We start from the raw sequence: 17,787 nt of genomic DNA, 5'->3' as shown, positions 1-17,787 counted from the left end.
AAAAAAATTATTTAAAAGACGGATACTGGGCAGCAAACAGAAAAGAAGAATTAAAACCTTCTAGTTTATTTGTACGTTTCTTTGTTCGTATGGACGATTGTTCAAAAAGAATTTTATCAGTTGTAACGCCAGGAATGAGCGAAGCTGAAAGAGAAAAAGCAATCAATCAAGAAATTGCAAAAATTGAAAAAGAAAACAATGAAGGTGGAAAATACACCGTTTCGGTACGTCCGTTTTTTCAAGGAAATGAATATTACTATTTCGTATACCAAGATTATAAAGATGTTCGTTTAGTAGGAACGCCTCCAGAAAGTTTAGGAAAATTTGGTGGAGATACAGACAACTGGGAATGGCCTCGTCATACTGCAGATTTTTCTATGTTTAGAATTTATGCAGATGCCAACGGAAATCCAGCAGAATATTCTGCTAATAATGTTCCATTAAATCCTAAGCATCATTTACCAGTTAATTTAAGCGGTGTTAAAGAAAATGATTTTGCTATGATTTTAGGATATCCAGGTCGTACAAATCGTTGGATGCCAGCTAGCGGAATTGAGCAAAACGTAAAATTTGCATACCCAGCTTGGGTAGAAGGTTCTAAAACAGGAATGGACAATATGAAAAAATATATGGTGCAATCGGATGCTTTAAATTTAGTTTACGCTTCTAAATTTGCAGGTGTAGCCAACTATTGGAAAAACCGCCAAGGAATGATTGATGCCTTAACAAAATTTGGAACTGCAAAATCTAAAGCGGTTCAAGAAGCTAAATTCAATACTTGGGCCAATCAACCAGCTAATCAAGCTAAATATGGAAATGTTGTAGCTAATATCAACAAATATTATGATATGACGAATGAAAAATCACGTCATGATAATTATTTACAACAATTATTTAGAACATCAGCTTTTGGAACAATAAGTAGATCTCTAGGTAGACAATTAGAAATGTATACTAAAGCAGATGCCGCTAAACGTACTGAAATGGGTCCAGCTATTGAAGAAATGGCAAATGAAATGTTTAAAGAATTATACCTTCCTGCAGAAAAAGATATTTTAGCTGCGCAATTGTCTTTATATGCTAAAAAAGCAGGTTACGCTTTAGCTCCATCAGTTGAAAAAATGGCTGCAGCAAACAAAGGTGATTTTACAAATTATGTAGCTTCTGCTTTTGATACAAGTATTTTTACTTCGATTGAAAAAATTAAAGCTTACTTAGCCAATCCAAATGATGTAACTTTAACTAGCGACCCATTATATGTCTTATCAAATGATTTAACGACTCATTTTGGAAAAAGAAGTGACGAGTTAATGAAAGCACAAAACGATTTTAGTGCCTCTTTCCGTTTATTAGTTGAAGGTTTAAGAGAATCTAAAATTGGTACTACTTTATATCCAGATGCAAATTCAACGTTACGTTTAACATACGGAAAAGTGCGTTCGCTACCAGCTGACAAAAGAAATGATGCTAAAGTAAACAATTATACCACTTTAGATGGTCAAGTTAAAAAATACAAAAAAGGCGATTTAGAATTCGATTTACCTACAAAAGTAATAGACATGAATGCTAAAAAAGATTTTGGTCGCTATGCAGATAAAGATGGTTCTTTACACGTCAATTTCTTAACTGATAATGATATCACAGGTGGAAATTCTGGTTCTCCAGTATTAAACGGAAAAGGTGAATTAATTGGTTTGGCTTTTGATGGAAACATTGAAGCGATGGCTGGTGATGTTATTTTTGACCAAAAATTACAAAGAACAATCAACGTAGATATTCGTTATGTACTTTGGGTAATTGAAAATTTCTCAGGTGCCAAACACATTGTAGACGAAATGACTTTGGTAAAATAATTTACTCAAGTTTACAAATAAAAAAAGAGTCTCGAGAAATCGGGACTCTTTTTTGTTAAAATATCTTACAAATTATCTATTTCCTCCTGAACCATTTCCCAGTCTGAAAGAAGTTTATCTAATTCCGCTTTTTTCTTGTTATACGCGGTAAAAAAAGAAGCGTTTTCAATATGTTTGTCGTAATTAGAAGCCAATTCTTTATCGTCGTTTTGAATGTCAATTTCTAATTGTTTAATTTGACTCTCAATTTTAGACAGCCTATTTTGTAAGGATTTGTTTTTCTTTTGGTCTTCGTAAGAAGTCTTTGAGTTGGAATTGCTAGCAACTTCTTTTTTCTCAATATCCTTTTTTTCCACTTCACGCATATTTTCTAAATTGCGCTGTTCTAAGAAATAATTGATATCGCCTAAGTATTCTTTGATTTTTTGGTCTTTAAATTCGTACACTAAATTAGACATGTCTTGTAAAAAATCTCTATCGTGAGAAACGAGTAGGAGCGTGCCTTCATATTTTTGTAGTGCGGCTTTTAATACATTTTTCGATTTAATATCTAAGTGATTTGTTGGCTCATCCATTACCAAAACGTTAATGGGCTGCAATAACAATTTACACAACGCTAATCGATTTCGCTCGCCTCCAGAAAGCACTTTTACTTTTTTCTCCACATCATCACCACGGAATAAAAACGAACCTAGCATATCTCTTACTTTTGCTCTATTGGTATCCGTTGCGGCATCTTCCATGGTTTGCAATAACGTAATTTCACCATCTAAATACTCTGCCTGATTTTGTGCAAAATAACCCACTTGAACATTATGTCCTAATTTTATTGAGCCTTCAAATTTAAACTCGTTTACAATGGCCTTAATAAAAGTCGATTTTCCTTGACCGTTTTGGCCTACAAATGCAATTTTGCTGCCGCGTTCTACTAATAATGAAATATCCTTTAAGATAGTATTATCTCCGTATGCTTTTGTTACGTGTTCTGCTTCTATGACCACTCTTCCAGGCACTTTTGAAACAGGAAATGAAATATTCATCACGGAATTGTCGTCTTCATCCACTTCAATTCGTTCTACCTTATCTAATTTTTTAATTAAAGATTGTGCCATTGAGGCTTTAGAAGCTTTGGCACGAAACTTTTCAATTAATTTTTCGGTTTCTTCAATTTTCTTGGCTTGATTTTTTTGTGTTGCCAATTGTTTTTCACGAATTTCATGTCGCAATTCTAAATATTGAGAATACGGTTTATTGAAATCATAGGCTTTTCCTAATGAAATTTCAATGGTACGATTCGTTACATTGTCCAAAAACATTTTATCGTGCGATACAATAACTACTACTCCAGGATAATTTCTTAAAAAACTTTCCAACCAAATGATACTTTCTATGTCCAAGTGATTGGTAGGTTCATCTAATAGAAGTATATCGTTGGCTTGAAGCAATAGTTTTGCCAATTCGATACGCATACGCCAACCTCCAGAGAACGTTTCTGTTTGGTTGTTAAAAACGTCTCGTTTGAATCCTAAACCTAATAATATTTTTTCTGTATCTCCCACATAATTATAACCTCCTAAAAGTTCAAATCGGTGTGTGTAATCTGATAAATCTTCAATAATTTGAGAATAGGTATCACTTTCATAATCGGTTCTGGTTACTAATTGGTGATTTATTTCTTCTAGCTTTTTCTCTACTTCTTTAATTTCAGTAAACGCTTGATACGCTTCTTCTAAAACCGTTCTTCCAGCTTCAAAATCAATATCTTGTCGTAAAAATCCAATTCTCACTTCTTTTTCAGTTGCAATTTGCCCAGAATCGGGTTTAAAATCGCCTGCCAAAATTTTCAACATTGTCGATTTTCCTGCTCCATTTTTACCTACTAAACCCACTCTGTCGCCAGCGCCCATTCTAAAAGTAACTTCTTCAAATAAATACGTTCCACCAAAGGAAACAGAAAGATTATGTATATTCAGCATGTTTTTTTTTCTAATAAGGTGCAAAAGTACTACACTTATTCTACCTTTACATCAAAATAATAAAAATGTTTAGAAAAGGATCAAAAATTTACGCGATGATAACGGGTTGTTGTCCTAAATGCCATGAAGAAAGTATGTATCTAGATGCAAACCCTTTTAATATTATGAAAATCTATGCCATGCACGAAACGTGTTCGCATTGTAAACAAGTATATAAAATAGAGCCTTCTTTCTTTTTTGGTGCCATGTTTGTAAGTTATGGACTTGGAGTGCTAATTGGGATTATTACTTTTTTAGTTTCGCATTTTGTGTTTCAAGCCAATTTAAAAACGGCTTTTATTTCAATTATTGTGGCTCTAATTTTAAGCAATACCCTTATTATGCGAATGTCAAGAAATATTTGGATTAATATTTTTGTTCACTTTGATAAAAATTGGAAAGAAAACTTATCTAAATAGTTTTTTATAAATCCTTTCTATAGAAATTTCATTGTCTAACGGAATTCCGTTTTCAATAAATTGAAATAACTTATCCGATAAATACGGCCCAAAAAGTACACCTCGAGTTCCTAATCCATTTAAAACATATAATTGGTTGTGAAGATGGTGTTTCCCTAAAAGTGGTCTTCTGTCTTTTACAGTTGGACGGACGCCTGCTAAATGTTCAACTACTTCAAAATCACAAGTAATCAGTTCTTTTAAACTTGTTAGTAATTCTAACTTTCCGGCTTCTGTTTTTTGGTTGGTTTTATCATGCCAATTATAGGTGGCACCTACTTTATACAAGTCGTTTCCTAAAGGTAAAATCCAAATACTTGAATTAATAATTTCTTTCAATTCTAAATTTTCTGCTTTTATCACCAAAAGTTCTCCTTTGGTTCCATCAAGTGGTAAATTATTAAAATAAGGATTATTATGAATGCCAAAACCTTCTGCGAAAATAATTTGTTTGGCTAAAATATCTTTATATTTAATAACATCATCTTTGATTTCTAATTTAGAATAATCAAAAGTTGCTTCTGAATAGCAATTTTTTGTTATTAAATAATTAGTATAGGTTTCTTTCAATTTTTTAGTGTCTAAAAAACCGGTATGATGTACTTTTCCGAACTTGTAGTTACTTGCTACAGCTTCGTTATTTAAAGTTGCTAATTCACTACTTAAATAATTGGATAGGGCAGGTTTGTCTGAAGCTGCAAACCAATTGTTTTGTTCTTCAATGTTATTTAGTTTTCGTAATAACGGAATTTCATAAAAAAAAGATGTGTCTAACTTTTCTTCTAATTTTTTATAAAATGGAATAGAGATAGCCAGTTGGGCTTCTGCTTCCCATATTTTTGTGAATCGTTTTAAAACAATTGGATTGTATAAACCTCCAGCAATGGTTGTTGAATTTTGAGAGTTGTCATTTAGTACCATTATTTTTTTAAGGTGTAACAAACACGTTTCTGCAAAAGAAATTCCTGCTAAACCTGAACCAATAATAAGATAATCAACTTCCATTTTGTTATTTAATGTTTGGCAAATTTACTTAAAATTGTAATGCTTTTTTAGTTAATAGATAAAAAAAAACTCTTGCTGTAGCAAGAGTTTTTTTTAGGATTGGAGAAATATTTTAATTAGTAATTCCACATATCTAATTCGAAATTACGTATTTTTTCTTTAACTCTTTCTGATTCTAATAATTGCATTTGTGCGTTTTCTTTCATGTATTCTTTAATTTCTCTATCTCCGTACACATTTTCTTCCAAGTAAATTACGGCATTAAAGCGACGTGCATTTAACAAATGATCGAATGTAAATGGCATGGCAGAGTTTTTTTCATTAAAGGCCTTAGCACCATGTAACACATCTCTTGAAGCTGGAAAATAAATCCAAAATAACTCAATAGGAGCATCATTTTTATTTTCTTCTTTGTTCATAGTGTAAACGTCTGGTACTAAAGGACAAATACCTTGTAATCTGTATTTTAATTCCCCTTGACGTTTGTCAAAATACCAGAAACCTTTTATTTTGTAGCCTTTAACATGGAATGCATCAATAGTTTGTTTAGTGATAAATTCTTCCGAAATAGGATCTCCAGCTGCTAATTGTTCAATTCCAGCATCAGAGGTGTCAATAAAAACTCTAGCTTTTTGAATATCATCAAAAGTCTTTTTTACAGTAAAATAGCCTGAATCATATACCTCAGTAATTTTTCCGTCATTAATTCCTTTCATTAATACTTCAAATAGTGGTTTTCTTTCTGAACCTAAATCTTTAGAATCGTCAACAGGATAATACATTGGGTAGTTTACTCTTTGATCTACATCAATAAGTTCCCAAACTGTTTTCCCCATAAAAACATCTCTATCTCCTATGTAGCCATAAGGTAAAGGTTTGTCGTTATCTGCATTTTTTTCTGCTTCGGTTTTTTTACCGATTTCTGCAGGTGTTTTTGCATTTAGTAAATTAGATTGTGCAAACGAAAGTGAGCTCAAACCAAATACGGTTACTAATAAAAAATTTCTCCAATTCATTTTTTTATTTTATTTTAATTATTGTATTTCGAATGTACAAGGCGAAACATTTTTAGCAGGTTGGTTAATACCAACATACTTAACTTTTATTTCAGATATAGTAACTACATCACCTCTACCAGCTTTTTTAATAGCTGAGATAGCTTGACCATTCATTCTACTTCCTTGAACTACAACTGTTGGTTGTCCAGGAATTTTAATGTTAAATTGTGTAACATTAATAGTTACTGGGAAATCAAAATCTTCTAATGTTGCCGAAATGGTACACACTTCTAAGTTTGATTTTGGTCCTTTAGGAGAAACATCACCTCTGATTTTACCAGTGGGTGCAGGGATACCTTTAATTCTAAACGTTTGTTTACTTGAAAAAGTACCACCACCGTTAGGTAATGTAGCAGAAACATTAATGGTTACTTCTTTACCTTGTCCTGGATTTAAAACATATTGTCCAGGTTTTCCTGAAGCTCTCATTCCAGGAGCACTTGCTTTAACATCACTTGAAGGTATTCCAGGAACAGATACCGAAATTGGGTTATCTACACCTCTATATACCACATTCATTTTATCAGCAGAAACAATGGCTTGATTAGGCTTCGGAACCACTACGTAGTTTCCTTTGATAGGTAATCTGACTACTTTACCATTTTCATCAAAATTGAAAGAACCTGTAATTTCTTTTTCCCCAACACTTCCAGCACCAAAAGAGAATTTAGCTTGACCCGCTTCCGCTTTCACTGATTGCCCATTGACAATTACAGATTTTGCAACTAAAGTTGGATCAAATTTTCCTAAAATAATTTTTCCAGTTACTGATTCTCCTTGGAAGAAAGCAGTTTTATCTGGAACTACAATAGGTTGGTAGGCGGTTAAAGATGCAGCTGCAACTAAGTCTGATTGGAACATTCCAGTCATAACATCACTTTCAGTAGCTTTGATATCCGATTGCAATTGAGTCAATTTAGTTACAGAAGCAATTAATGGAAAGTGATGATAATTATAATCTAACCAAGATAACTTCGCACCTGCTTTTTCAGAGTAAACAGGCTCTGTAGCAAATCTTTTTTCGATTTTTTTCATTTCAGATTCTGCTATAGAACTTCCGCCAATGGCTTTAATTTTAGCAGCATATGTTTGAATTTTTTCTAAAAATTCTTTACCTTTTTTTGATTCTCTATCACCAATGTAAAACATATTGTCTATTTCATCACTTTTGTCCATTTGTTCGTATGGATAATTTCCTTCTTTATCTTTAGGAAATTTTTTGGTAACTTCTGTTTTAATGCTTTCAATATAATCTGAAAAATCTTTAGATAATGCTCTAATTTTATCAACTTTAGCTTTTTTATCTCCATATTGACCTGGTTGGTCAGAAGCTTTTTGAGCTAATTGTTGAAATGACGATTCATTTCTAGTATCAGTAATTGAGTTTGAACCTTCAATTTTATTATTCAATATACCAAAAGCCGATAATACTTCTTTTGACATATTTAATGCTAACATCGCGATGAAAACCAAGTACATTAGGTTAATCATTTTCTGTCTAGGGGTTAATTTTCCTCCTGCCATTTTTTCTAATTAGTTTATTTGTTATTAAATATAGTTGTAAAACTAATTATCCTTTGTTTTGCATTGCAGTTAACATTCCACCATATACCGCATTTAATGAAGATATATTTGATGTCATAGATTGCATTTGCTCTTTTAATTTAGATGCATTTTCAACTATTTCAGCATTGGCATCTGCATTTTTCTGAGCACCATCAATTTGCGCTTTGTATAAGTTGTTTAATGCTTCTAATGAAGTAGCAGCATTAACCATTTGTTCTGCATATTTTGTTTGAGAGGCAATAGCATCAACAGTTGGGGCAATACCTTTAGCAGCACCTTCAAAGTTTTTAATACTATTTCCTAAGCTTGTCATTAATTCCCCATCAATTTTAGCTTCTTTTAATAAATTATCTAACTTTTGAGATAATAAACCTTGTGCTTCTTCAGGATTATCCTTTTTTCCTGATTTTGGTTTAGCGTCTCCACCAGCTAATTCTGGGTAAACTAAAGACCAATCTAATTCTTCATCGACTGGTTCAAAAGCAGATAAACCAAAAATTAGCGCCTCAGTAATAAGACCAATAGTTAACATTAAGTTACCTGTAATAAATCCGAATTCAATATGTGTAATTTTAAATAACGCTCCAAGGATTACTACTGCTGCTCCCATACCGTATGCGAAGTTCATTGCTTTTTTGCTTAAAATTGCCATAATTTAAAATTTTAGTTTGTTAAGTTATATTTATTTAGTTAAGTTAAATTCTTTTTTATTATTTAATTTTATTACCAGTTGCTTGTGTACCCATGTAATCTTGTACAGTTCTGAAACCGATATAGCTTCTAGCTGAATCTGCATATTCGAAATCACGAGTAGAAACTTGCAAGAAGAAACCTACATCTTTCCATGATCCACCGCGAATTACTTTTCTTTGATTTGCTTTATCAGAAACATTAGGATTCATTGAAGAAACGAATTCGTATGCTCCTGCGTCATAAGAAGAATCTGTCCACTCAGAAACATTTCCTGCCATGTTGTACAAGTTAAAATCATTTGGTTCAAATGATTTAGCTTCTACAGTATATAAAGCACCATCTGCTGCATAATCTCCTCTCATTGGTTTGAAATTCGCTAAGAAACAACCACGGTCATTTTTAGCATAAGGTCCACCCCAAGGATAAGTCCCTGATTCAACTCCACCTCTTGCAGCATATTCCCATTCTGCTTCAGTAGGTAATCGGAAAGCATTTACTTGATCTCTTCCTTTTTGTTTTTTAACATACGAGTTTTTGTACATCGTTCTCCAAGCGCAAAAAGCTTTTGCTTGTTTCCAAGAAACGCCAACTACTGGATAGTCACCATAAGCTTGGTGCCAGAAATAATTATTGTGCATTGGTTCGTTGTAGGAATAGGCAAAATCTTTAATCCAAGCTGTAGTGTCTGGATAAATTTCTAAAGGAACGGTGTCTTCATTGAAATTTTTACGTCCTTTTTTCTTTACTGCTTTATTTAAATCTACTTGATTGTATTTGAATTTTAATTTACTTGCATCAATCGTTTTTAACCCATTAAACGATTCTGATTCTGGTAAATACATGGAATCCATTACTTCTACGTAATCCGCATCTGGATATTTAGCAGTTTCTTTTATCAATTTTACTTTTTTATTTGTTTTTCTATTGGCATATGGATCTTCTTCTGTTCCAACACTATAATAGTTTTCATACATATATTTATCATATGCAGTCATTTTGGCTGGATCTGCATCATAAAATGCAAAATCACCAATGCTACCTGTATTTTTTCCTCCTGCAGCTGGTTTAGCACCAGCTTCATCTGCTTTTATAGCTAAATTTGTTCTAATAGTAGAATCTTTCACCCATTCCACAAATTGGCGGTATTCACTATTTGTAATTTCAGTTTCATCCATGTAAAATGAAACTACGGTAACAGTTTTAGTGGGAGCATCTTGTACATTGGCAACGTCATCATCTGACTTACCCATTATGTATGCACCTCCAGGGATAAGTGTCATGCCAAAAGGTTTTTCTGAAAACCATTTTTTGCCTTTAACTCCTACCACTTCACCTTTATCGCCTTTTCCACAGCTTGTTAACAAAGCCAATGCCGCCGACAATACTAAAAACTTTTTCATATTAATTGGGTTATAAAATTTTGATTTATTTTAGGTTTCAAACCTATCTATTTATTTTGACATATGCAATAGCAAATGCAAAATAAATTAAAAAATAGTGTATTTTAACGATTTTTGCTATGCTTTTACCGATTTTTTAATAGCTTTTTTTGTGTGCCTTCCACCATCTTTCTGGGATTTCAGCACTACATGCCGCTATATAATCATCGTTTGTACAGGGTAATAACGTTTTTTTAACAGTTTTATTATGTATGGTATTGTAATTTATTTCCATCCACCATCGTTCAGAACGGTTACTTTTATAAAAAATTAACTCCTCGTCTTCTGCTAAAACAATGTATCTATTATAATTTGTTTTGTCTTCAAATGGATATTCGTAACTTCTTAAATGATATCCTTCTATGAAATACCAAACTATTTGCGCTATAAGCTGGTTTTCATTATTATTATAAAATTGATTGAAAATTCCAAAAGCACTAACTTTATCACTTATACCTGCGTATCTTGCCAGTGTACATATTTCCCTTCCATCAAATCCGTTTGGATAAAATTCTGTTGTATTTCCCGAATCGGAAGATTTAATAGATTTTAAATCAAGACTAATAATGTCGGCATCTCTAAAAACAGGCTCTACAATGGCTGGATTTTTATTTATTTCACCTAATCTATAGGTTTCAAAATATAATTTTTCAATTAAATCTATTTCTTCTTGCGACGTGTAATATGTTTGATATCCAATACTACAAAAATTATATAAGTTGTTAGGCTCTTCTACAATTATTCTAGATAAATAAGAGTCGGATTCTAATTTTTCATCTTTTGCAAAATCAAATTTATTATCTATTGCGACTAAATTTACCATTTGGTCTAATTGATCAAAAGCACGATATAAGGCATAGGTTAAATCTTGCGAACCACCAACAACCAAAGGTATAATTTTTTGTTTAATTAAACTGGCACATATGGTTTTTAACACAAAATAGGTATCATTTGTTTCATTTCCAACTAAGGCATCTCCCAAATCGGCTATTCCTTTGTTCCAATTACCTGGAAACAATTGATAAAGTGTTTTTCGGAAGTTGTTAAAGTCAAATGCTTCATTGTCTAAATTGGCACCTCTGTTTTCATTAATACAAATAATGGCTATTGAAATATTTTCTAAATTAGGATAATCGGTAGCAGTATGCATTACAATTTTTTTACCTAATGTTTGATTAGATAAGCTATCTGTAAATTTTTGAATTTCTTCTGATACAGGTTGTAAATATTCGAATATCATAAATTATTTTTAAATTTATTGGATTCTGAAACAAGTTCAGAATGACAAATACTTATATTATTTTTTTTTTGCCACGGGTTTTTTTACAGGCGCTTTTTTACCTGCTGATTTTTTAGCGGGTGCTTTCTTTTCAATCATCTCTTTTACTGTTTCAAGAGTTAATTTTGTAGCATCTATATCTTTACTTAATTCAATTTTAATTTTTCCTTTTGTAATTACAGATCTTCCCCAACGTGCTTTTTCTACTTTTATGCCCTCTTCTTTCCAATAATGAAGTACTTTTTCAATGTCTTTTTGTTGTTTGTCTTCAATTAATTCGTTAATATCTGCTTGCGATAAATTATCAAAGTTGTATTTTTTATTTACATTGATAAAAATACCATTCCATTTTAAGAAAGGGCCAAATCGGCCTACGCCTTTTTGCACTGGAAAATGATCGTAAGTAGCAATTGGAGCGTCTGCTTTGGTTTTTTCATTGATTAATTCGATAGCTCTATCTATTGTAACGTCTAATGGTTCTTCCCCTTTAGCTAATGAAATAAATTGTGTTCCAAATTTCACGTAAGGTCCAAAACGTCCGTTGTTCACTTCAATTTCTTCACCTTCATAAGTTCCTAAAGATTTTGGTAATAAAAATAAATCTAAAACTTCTTCTAATGTTATATTACTTAAATTTTGTTCGTTTCTTAAACTTGCAAATTGTTTTACTTCATCGTCAATAGCGCCAATTTGTGCCATGGCACCATATTTTCCTAATCGAACACTTACTGGTTTTCCCGTTTTCGGATCGGTACCTAAAATTCGTTCTCCAGATTCGCGTTCTGCAGTTGTTTCCACTTTAGTTACTATTGGATGAAAATGATCGTAAAAGTTCCGCATCATTTTATGCCAATCTTCGTTTCCAGCAGCAATTTCGTCAAAATCTTGTTCTACTTTAGCAGTAAAATTATAATCTAAAATACTTTCAAAATTTTTCACTAAAAAGTCAGTAACAATTCCACCAATATCAGTTGGAACTAATTTTCCTTTATCTGACCCTGAATTTTCTTTTAAAGTTTGCGATTTAATTTCTTTACCAATTAAGGTTAATTGTTCGTATTTTCTTTCTGTTCCTTCAAAACTACCTTTTTCAACATAATTTCTGTTGATAATTGTAGAAATAGTAGGCGCATAAGTAGAAGGACGACCTATTCCTAATTCTTCTAACTTTTTTACAAGTGACGCTTCAGTATATCTACTTGCAGGACGAGTGAAACGTTCTGTTGCAGTAATAAATTTGTTGACAAGTTTTTCATTAACTTTTAATGCGGGTAACAGGCCTTCTTGTTCTTCATCATCGTCATCACTTCCTTCCAAATACACTTTTAAAAAACCATCAAATTTAATTACTTCACCCGTTGCAGTAAAGTAATCATTATGGGTACTTGCAGTAATTTTTACGTTGGTTCGTTCCAGTTGGGCATCACTCATTTGCGAGGCTAAAGTACGTTTCCAAATCAAGTCATATAAACGGGCTTGGTCTCTGTCAATGTCAACGGTATGGCGACTCATATCTGTCGGACGAATGGCTTCGTGCGCTTCTTGAGCACCTTTAGATTTTGTATTATAATTTCTTGGTTTACTATATGCAGCTCCAAAATACGAAGTAATTTCAGCTTGTGCAGCAGCCATGGCATCTTGAGAAAGGTTTACACTATCCGTTCTCATGTAAGTTATTAAACCGGCTTCGTACAAACGTTGTGCAATTTGCATCGTAATCCCAACAGGTAAGTACAATTTACGTGCGGCTTCTTGTTGAAGCGTAGAAGTCGTAAATGGTGCTGTGGGTGTCTTTTTTGTTGGTTTAGTTTCTAAATCGGCAACTTTAAAATCGGCAGCTATATTTTTTTCTAAAAAGAGTTGTGCTTCCTCTTTTGTGTTGAAATTTTTATTTAGTTTGGCTTTTACTGTTTTTCCTGCTTCATTTGTAAATTCAGCGCTAATAGAATAACTTCCTACTGCTTTAAAATTCTGAATTTCTCGTTCACGTTCTACAATTAAACGAACAGAAACAGATTGCACACGCCCGGCAGACAAGCCACCTTTTACTTTTTTCCAAAGTACGGGAGACAATTCGTAACCCACTAAACGGTCTAAAACCCTACGCGCTTGTTGTGCGTTTACTAAATTATAATTAATATCTCTGGGATTTTCAATCGCTTTTAAAATGGCAGTTTTGGTAATTTCGTGAAAAACAATACGTTTTGTTTTGGCTGGATCAAGTTTTAATTCTTCTGCTAAATGCCATGAAATAGCTTCTCCTTCTCGGTCCTCATCGGAAGCTAGCCAAACCATATCCGCTTTTTTAGATAAGTCCTTTAGTTTTTTTACCAATGCTTTTTTATCGGGAGATACCTCATATTTAGGTTTAAAGTTATCATTTACATCTACACCAATTTCCTTTGACGGTAAATCGGCAATATGTCCGTAACTTGATTCCACTTGGAAATCTGCTCCTAAAAATTTTTCAATGGTTTTCGCCTTTGCAGGTGACTCCACGATAACTAAATTCTTTGCCATTTTCATTTATTTGATTTGGCAAAAGTATATTTTTTTTTTGATTAATATATATAGGAGTAGTTTTTTTGATAATTACTTTTTTTGGATAAACTAAATAATTCTAAATTTTTGTTAAACTGACGCTGACAATTTGGCAGATATTGAAATTTAGTACTATCTTTGCTTTCTAAATTTTCGAAAAAACAGGTTTCGAAAATAAAATTATAATACCGGTTATGGAAGAAAAGATTATAGAAGAAAGCAAACAAGGCACTTCAATGGTTTTGGAGACAAAGCAAGGCAATCAAAAGAAGTTATTTATTGAAAGCTATGGTTGTCAAATGAACTTTGCGGATAGTGAGGTGGTGGCTTCTATTTTGGCAAATGAAGGATATAATACAACTCAAGTTTTAGAAGAAGCCGATTTGGTTTTAGTAAATACCTGTTCCATAAGAGACAAAGCAGAAGTAACTATTCGTAAACGATTACAAGTATATAATGCCATAAAACGCGATATCAACCCGAAAATGAAGGTTGGTGTTTTAGGATGTATGGCAGAACGATTAAAAGAAAAGTTTTTAGACGAAGAAAAGATTGTAGATATGGTTGTAGGACCAGATGCTTACAAAGATATTCCGAATTTATTAAAAGAAGTTGAAGACGGTCGTGATGCTATAAATGTTATACTTTCTCGTGAAGAAACCTATGCAGATATTTCTCCAGTGCGATTAAGTAGTAACGGAATTACAGCTTTTGTATCTATTACTCGTGGTTGTGATAATATGTGCACGTTTTGCGTAGTGCCCTTTACTCGGGGACGTGAGCGTAGTCGCGAGCCAGAAAGTATCATTGAAGAAATCGCTGATTTATGGCGTAAAGGTTTCAAAGAAGTGACTTTACTAGGCCAAAATGTAGACAGTTACCTTTGGTATGGTGGTGGTTTGAAAAAAGATTTTGAAAAAGCCAGTGAAATGCAAAAAGCAACTTCAGTAGATTTTGCTCAATTGTTAGATAGATGTGCGACGCAATTTCCAAAAATGCGATTTCGTTTTTCTACTTCAAATCCACAAGATATGCATATTGAAGTAATTGAGGTTATGGCCAAACACCATAATATTTGCAATTACATTCACTTACCCGTTCAGAGCGGAAGCAGTCGAATTTTAAAAGAAATGAATCGCCAACATACACGAGAAGAATATATTGCATTAATAGATACTATATATAAAATTATTCCAGACATCTCTCTTTCACAAGATATTATCGCTGGTTTTCCAACAGAAACAGAAGCAGATCATCAAGAGACATTAAGTTTGTTAGAATATGTAAAATACGATTTCGGATTTATGTTTGCTTATTCTGAAAGACCAGGAACTTTAGCGGCCAGAAAAATGGAAGACGATATACCAGAAGCAATAAAGAAGCGTAGATTAAATGAAATTATCGATTTACAACAACGTATAGCTCTAGAACGCACACAACGTTTTATTGGTCAAACAGTTGAAGTATTGGTAGAAAAAGACTCAAAACGTTCCGACAAACAATGGAGTGGTAGAAATTCTCAAAGTACGGTAGTAGTTTTTCCAAAAGAAAATTATAAACCCGGTGATTTTGTATTAGTAAAAATATCAGCTTGTACCAGCGGAACATTAATAGGTGAACCAGTTGGGTATTCAGAAATTATGAATTAACAATTAAAAATGGATAATTAACAATTAAAATTTAGAATTATCAATTGTCAATTATTAGTTATCAATTAAAAAATGGAATCAGTTCAAAACATAAAACAACGCTTTGAGATCATTGGAAACGATCCAAAGCTCAATCGTGCCGTTGAAAAAGCCATTCAGGTTGCCCCTACGGATATTTCTGTATTGGTAACTGGAGAAAGTGGGGTAGGAAAAGAAAGTATTCCTAAAATAATTCATTCTTTATCGCACAGAAAACACGGGAAATACATTGCAGTAAATTGTGGCGCCATTCCAGAAGGAACAATAGATTCAGAGCTTTTTGGACACGAAAAAGGCTCTTTTACAGGGGCTACAGGAACTCGTGAAGGGTATTTTGAAGTAGCCAATGGCGGCACTATTTTTTTAGACGAAGTGGGCGAGTTGCCATTAACTACTCAAGTACGTTTATTAAGAGTATTAGAAAATGGCGAATTTATTAAAGTAGGTTCTTCTCAAGTGCAAAAAACCAATATACGTATTGTTGCAGCGACTAATGTGAACTTGTTAGAAGCTATTGAAAAAGGAAAATTTAGAGAAGATTTATATTATCGTTTAAGCACCGTTGAGATTAATTTACCTGCTTTACGCGAAAGAAAAGAAGATATTCACTTATTGTTTCGCAAGTTTGCTGCCGATTTCGCACACAAATATAAAATGCCTCCAATTAAATTAACTGAAGATGCTATAAATTATTTATTACATTATCGTTGGAGCGGAAATATCAGACAATTACGAAATTCTGCAGAACAAATTTCGGTATTGGAAACCAACAGAGATATCTCATTAACGGCTTTAAAATCGTATTTGCCAAATATGGAAAGTAATTCGTTGCAAGTTGTTGGAGAGAAAAAAAACACTTCCGATTTTAGTAATGAGCGCGAAATTTTGTATAAAGTACTTTTTGACATGAAAAGCGACCTAAATGATTTAAAAAAACTTACGCTAGAACTAATGCAAAATGAAAACGCTAAAGTGCAAGAGAATAACAAATCACTTATCCAAAAAATTTATGGAAATTCTGAAGAAAAAAACACTATTTTTGAACAAGAAATAAAAAGGAAAGTTTTACCTGTTGAAGAAGAAATTGAGCAAGAAGAGTTTGATGATGATGACGATTTTAATAATAACTACCTATATACGGAAGCCATAGACGAATTGGAAACGCTAAGTTTAGAAGCCAAGGAAATAGAATTGATTAAAAAATCGTTAGCAAAAAATAAAGGAAAAAGAAAAGCAGCTGCTGATGAATTAGGTATTTCTGAAAGAACATTATATAGAAAAATAAAACAATTTGATTTGTAGTTTATAAAACAAAAAATGGAATTTAAATTTAAAATATTTACAATTTTAACCCTGTTTTTTCTAGTAAGTTGTAACGTAAAATATAACTTTACAGGAACAGGAAAAATTAATGCTAAAACGTTTCAGGTTAATTATTTTCAAAATAATGCCGAAATAGTTGAGGTGGGCATCGAACGAACATTTACACAAAAATTACAAAATACCATACAAAATCAAACCAATTTAGATTTGGTACCTTCTGGTGGTGATTTGCTATATGAGGGTGAAATTGTAGAATATCGCATCACACCAATGGCGTCTAATGCGAACCAACAATCTTCTCAAAACAGAATGACAATTACTATAAATGTGAGGTATTCAAGCAAAAAATCAGAAGAGGATAATTTCGAAAAACGTTTTTCATTTTTCCACGATTATGATGCGAATTTATTGCCTTCTGCTGTTTTGAATGAAGCACTAGAAATAATTTACGAAAGAATCACTTTAGATATTTTTAATGAATCTTTGGCTAAATGGTAAACTAGTAATTAGTAAAAAGTGATTAGTAAAGAGACTATTCACTACTTACTGTTCACTAATAACTAAATAAAAAATGAATACAAACGATTATATAAATCTACTCAATAATTCTAAAACTATTAACGACAAACAAACGTTAGTGCTAGAAACTATTGTAAATGAATTTCCTTTTTATCAAAGTGCTCGTGCTTTGTACTTAAAAGGACTATATAATCAAGAGAGTTTTAGGTATAATTATGAATTGAAAAAAACTGCTGCTCACACAACAGATAGAAGCGTATTGTTTGATTTTATTACTTCCGATGATTTTAAAATTTTTCAACAAGAAGTATATGATAAATATCAAGCGGAAATTCAGAGTATAATTGTGG

At 32.5% G+C, this 17,787-nt stretch carries 13 protein-coding genes and 1 pseudogene; 6 read left to right on the top strand and 8 right to left on the bottom strand.

Annotated features, from left to right (window positions below; genetic code table 11):
• Positions 1–1,853, top strand: a 1,853-nt coding sequence (locus ACIQ2I_RS03800; protein WP_396181101.1) for a S46 family peptidase, incomplete at its 5' end; no start/stop codon positions are given.
• Between the two features lie 65 nt (positions 1,854–1,918).
• On the opposite strand, the gene ACIQ2I_RS03795 is transcribed toward ACIQ2I_RS03800, so the two are convergent.
• Positions 1,919–3,829 carry an ABC-F family ATP-binding cassette domain-containing protein gene (locus tag ACIQ2I_RS03795; protein WP_396181100.1) on the bottom strand — a complete coding sequence of 637 codons (1,911 nt, stop codon included), beginning with the start codon at positions 3,827–3,829 and terminating at the stop codon, positions 1,919–1,921.
• A gap of 65 nt (positions 3,830–3,894) precedes the next feature.
• On the opposite strand from ACIQ2I_RS03795, the gene ACIQ2I_RS03790 reads away from it, so the two are divergent.
• Complete coding sequence (locus tag ACIQ2I_RS03790; RefSeq protein WP_396181099.1) at positions 3,895–4,287, top strand: DUF983 domain-containing protein; 393 nt, start codon at positions 3,895–3,897, stop codon at positions 4,285–4,287.
• Here ACIQ2I_RS03790 and ACIQ2I_RS03785 read toward each other — a convergent pair.
• From ACIQ2I_RS03785 to topA, 7 genes are all read right to left on the bottom strand, one after another.
• A complete protein-coding gene (locus ACIQ2I_RS03785) occupies positions 4,276–5,331 on the bottom strand; it encodes an NAD(P)/FAD-dependent oxidoreductase (protein WP_396181098.1) in 1,056 nt (351 codons plus the stop codon). The two genes, ACIQ2I_RS03790 and ACIQ2I_RS03785, sit on opposite strands and share 12 nt — an antisense overlap.
• Before the next feature lie 116 nt (positions 5,332–5,447).
• The gene (gene gldN, locus ACIQ2I_RS03780) at positions 5,448–6,347 is read right to left on the bottom strand and encodes a gliding motility protein GldN (protein WP_396181097.1); all 900 of its coding nucleotides are present in this window, start codon (positions 6,345–6,347) and stop codon (positions 5,448–5,450) included.
• Between the two features lie 18 nt (positions 6,348–6,365).
• Positions 6,366–7,913, bottom strand: coding sequence for a gliding motility protein GldM (gene gldM / locus ACIQ2I_RS03775; RefSeq protein ID WP_396181096.1), 1,548 nt, complete (start codon positions 7,911–7,913; stop codon positions 6,366–6,368).
• Positions 7,914–7,959: 46 nt separating this feature from the next.
• Positions 7,960–8,607, bottom strand: coding sequence for a gliding motility protein GldL (gene gldL / locus ACIQ2I_RS03770; RefSeq protein ID WP_396181095.1), 648 nt, complete (start codon positions 8,605–8,607; stop codon positions 7,960–7,962).
• A 58-nt stretch (positions 8,608–8,665) separates the two neighbouring features.
• Positions 8,666–10,048, bottom strand: a complete 1,383-nt coding sequence (gene gldK / locus ACIQ2I_RS03765) for a gliding motility lipoprotein GldK (RefSeq protein WP_396181094.1) — start codon at positions 10,046–10,048, stop codon at positions 8,666–8,668.
• Between the two features lie 136 nt (positions 10,049–10,184).
• On the bottom strand, positions 10,185–11,327 hold the full coding sequence (locus tag ACIQ2I_RS03760; RefSeq protein ID WP_396181093.1) for a formimidoylglutamase: 1,143 nt from the start codon (positions 11,325–11,327) through the stop codon (positions 10,185–10,187).
• A 57-nt stretch (positions 11,328–11,384) separates the two neighbouring features.
• Entirely contained in the window at positions 11,385–13,886 is a 2,502-nt protein-coding gene (topA, locus tag ACIQ2I_RS03755) for a type I DNA topoisomerase (RefSeq protein ID WP_396181092.1), read from the bottom strand.
• A gap of 215 nt (positions 13,887–14,101) precedes the next feature.
• Between topA and miaB the strand changes: the two genes are divergently transcribed.
• The 4 genes and pseudogenes from miaB to ACIQ2I_RS03735 form a co-directional block, all read left to right on the top strand.
• Positions 14,102–15,556 carry a tRNA (N6-isopentenyl adenosine(37)-C2)-methylthiotransferase MiaB gene (miaB, locus tag ACIQ2I_RS03750; RefSeq protein ID WP_396181091.1) on the top strand — a complete coding sequence of 485 codons (1,455 nt, stop codon included), beginning with the start codon at positions 14,102–14,104 and terminating at the stop codon, positions 15,554–15,556.
• A gap of 72 nt (positions 15,557–15,628) precedes the next feature.
• Entirely contained in the window at positions 15,629–16,897 is a 1,269-nt protein-coding gene (locus ACIQ2I_RS03745) for a sigma-54 interaction domain-containing protein (RefSeq protein WP_396181090.1), read from the top strand.
• A 15-nt stretch (positions 16,898–16,912) separates the two neighbouring features.
• Positions 16,913–17,416, top strand: coding sequence for an LptE family protein (locus tag ACIQ2I_RS03740; RefSeq protein WP_396181089.1), 504 nt, complete (start codon positions 16,913–16,915; stop codon positions 17,414–17,416).
• A 73-nt stretch (positions 17,417–17,489) separates the two neighbouring features.
• Positions 17,490–17,787: pseudogene (locus ACIQ2I_RS03735) on the top strand (hypothetical protein); the annotation flags it as partial.

This window comes from Flavobacterium sp., from assembly GCF_044368995.1.
In the GTDB taxonomy this organism is placed as follows: Bacteria; Bacteroidota; Bacteroidia; order Flavobacteriales; family Flavobacteriaceae; genus Flavobacterium.
The sequence above is the reverse complement of the archived record's forward strand: the minus strand, read 5'-3'. Positions and strand labels throughout refer to the sequence as shown.

Coding starts and splice junctions, on each gene's coding strand:
- gldL (WP_396181095.1), bottom strand. CDS start 8,607: ATGGCAATTTTAAGCAAAAAAGCAATGAACTTCGCATACGGTATGGGA.
- ACIQ2I_RS03785 (WP_396181098.1), bottom strand. CDS start 5,331: ATGGAAGTTGATTATCTTATTATTGGTTCAGGTTTAGCAGGAATTTCT.
- gldM (WP_396181096.1), bottom strand. CDS start 7,913: ATGGCAGGAGGAAAATTAACCCCTAGACAGAAAATGATTAACCTAATG.
- gldK (WP_396181094.1), bottom strand. CDS start 10,048: ATGAAAAAGTTTTTAGTATTGTCGGCGGCATTGGCTTTGTTAACAAGC.
- ACIQ2I_RS03795 (WP_396181100.1), bottom strand. CDS start 3,829: ATGCTGAATATACATAATCTTTCTGTTTCCTTTGGTGGAACGTATTTA.
- miaB (WP_396181091.1), top strand. CDS start 14,102: ATGGAAGAAAAGATTATAGAAGAAAGCAAACAAGGCACTTCAATGGTT.
- gldN (WP_396181097.1), bottom strand. CDS start 6,347: ATGAATTGGAGAAATTTTTTATTAGTAACCGTATTTGGTTTGAGCTCA.
- topA (WP_396181092.1), bottom strand. CDS start 13,886: ATGGCAAAGAATTTAGTTATCGTGGAGTCACCTGCAAAGGCGAAAACC.
- ACIQ2I_RS03760 (WP_396181093.1), bottom strand. CDS start 11,327: ATGATATTCGAATATTTACAACCTGTATCAGAAGAAATTCAAAAATTT.
- ACIQ2I_RS03790 (WP_396181099.1), top strand. CDS start 3,895: ATGTTTAGAAAAGGATCAAAAATTTACGCGATGATAACGGGTTGTTGT.
- ACIQ2I_RS03740 (WP_396181089.1), top strand. CDS start 16,913: ATGGAATTTAAATTTAAAATATTTACAATTTTAACCCTGTTTTTTCTA.
- ACIQ2I_RS03745 (WP_396181090.1), top strand. CDS start 15,629: ATGGAATCAGTTCAAAACATAAAACAACGCTTTGAGATCATTGGAAAC.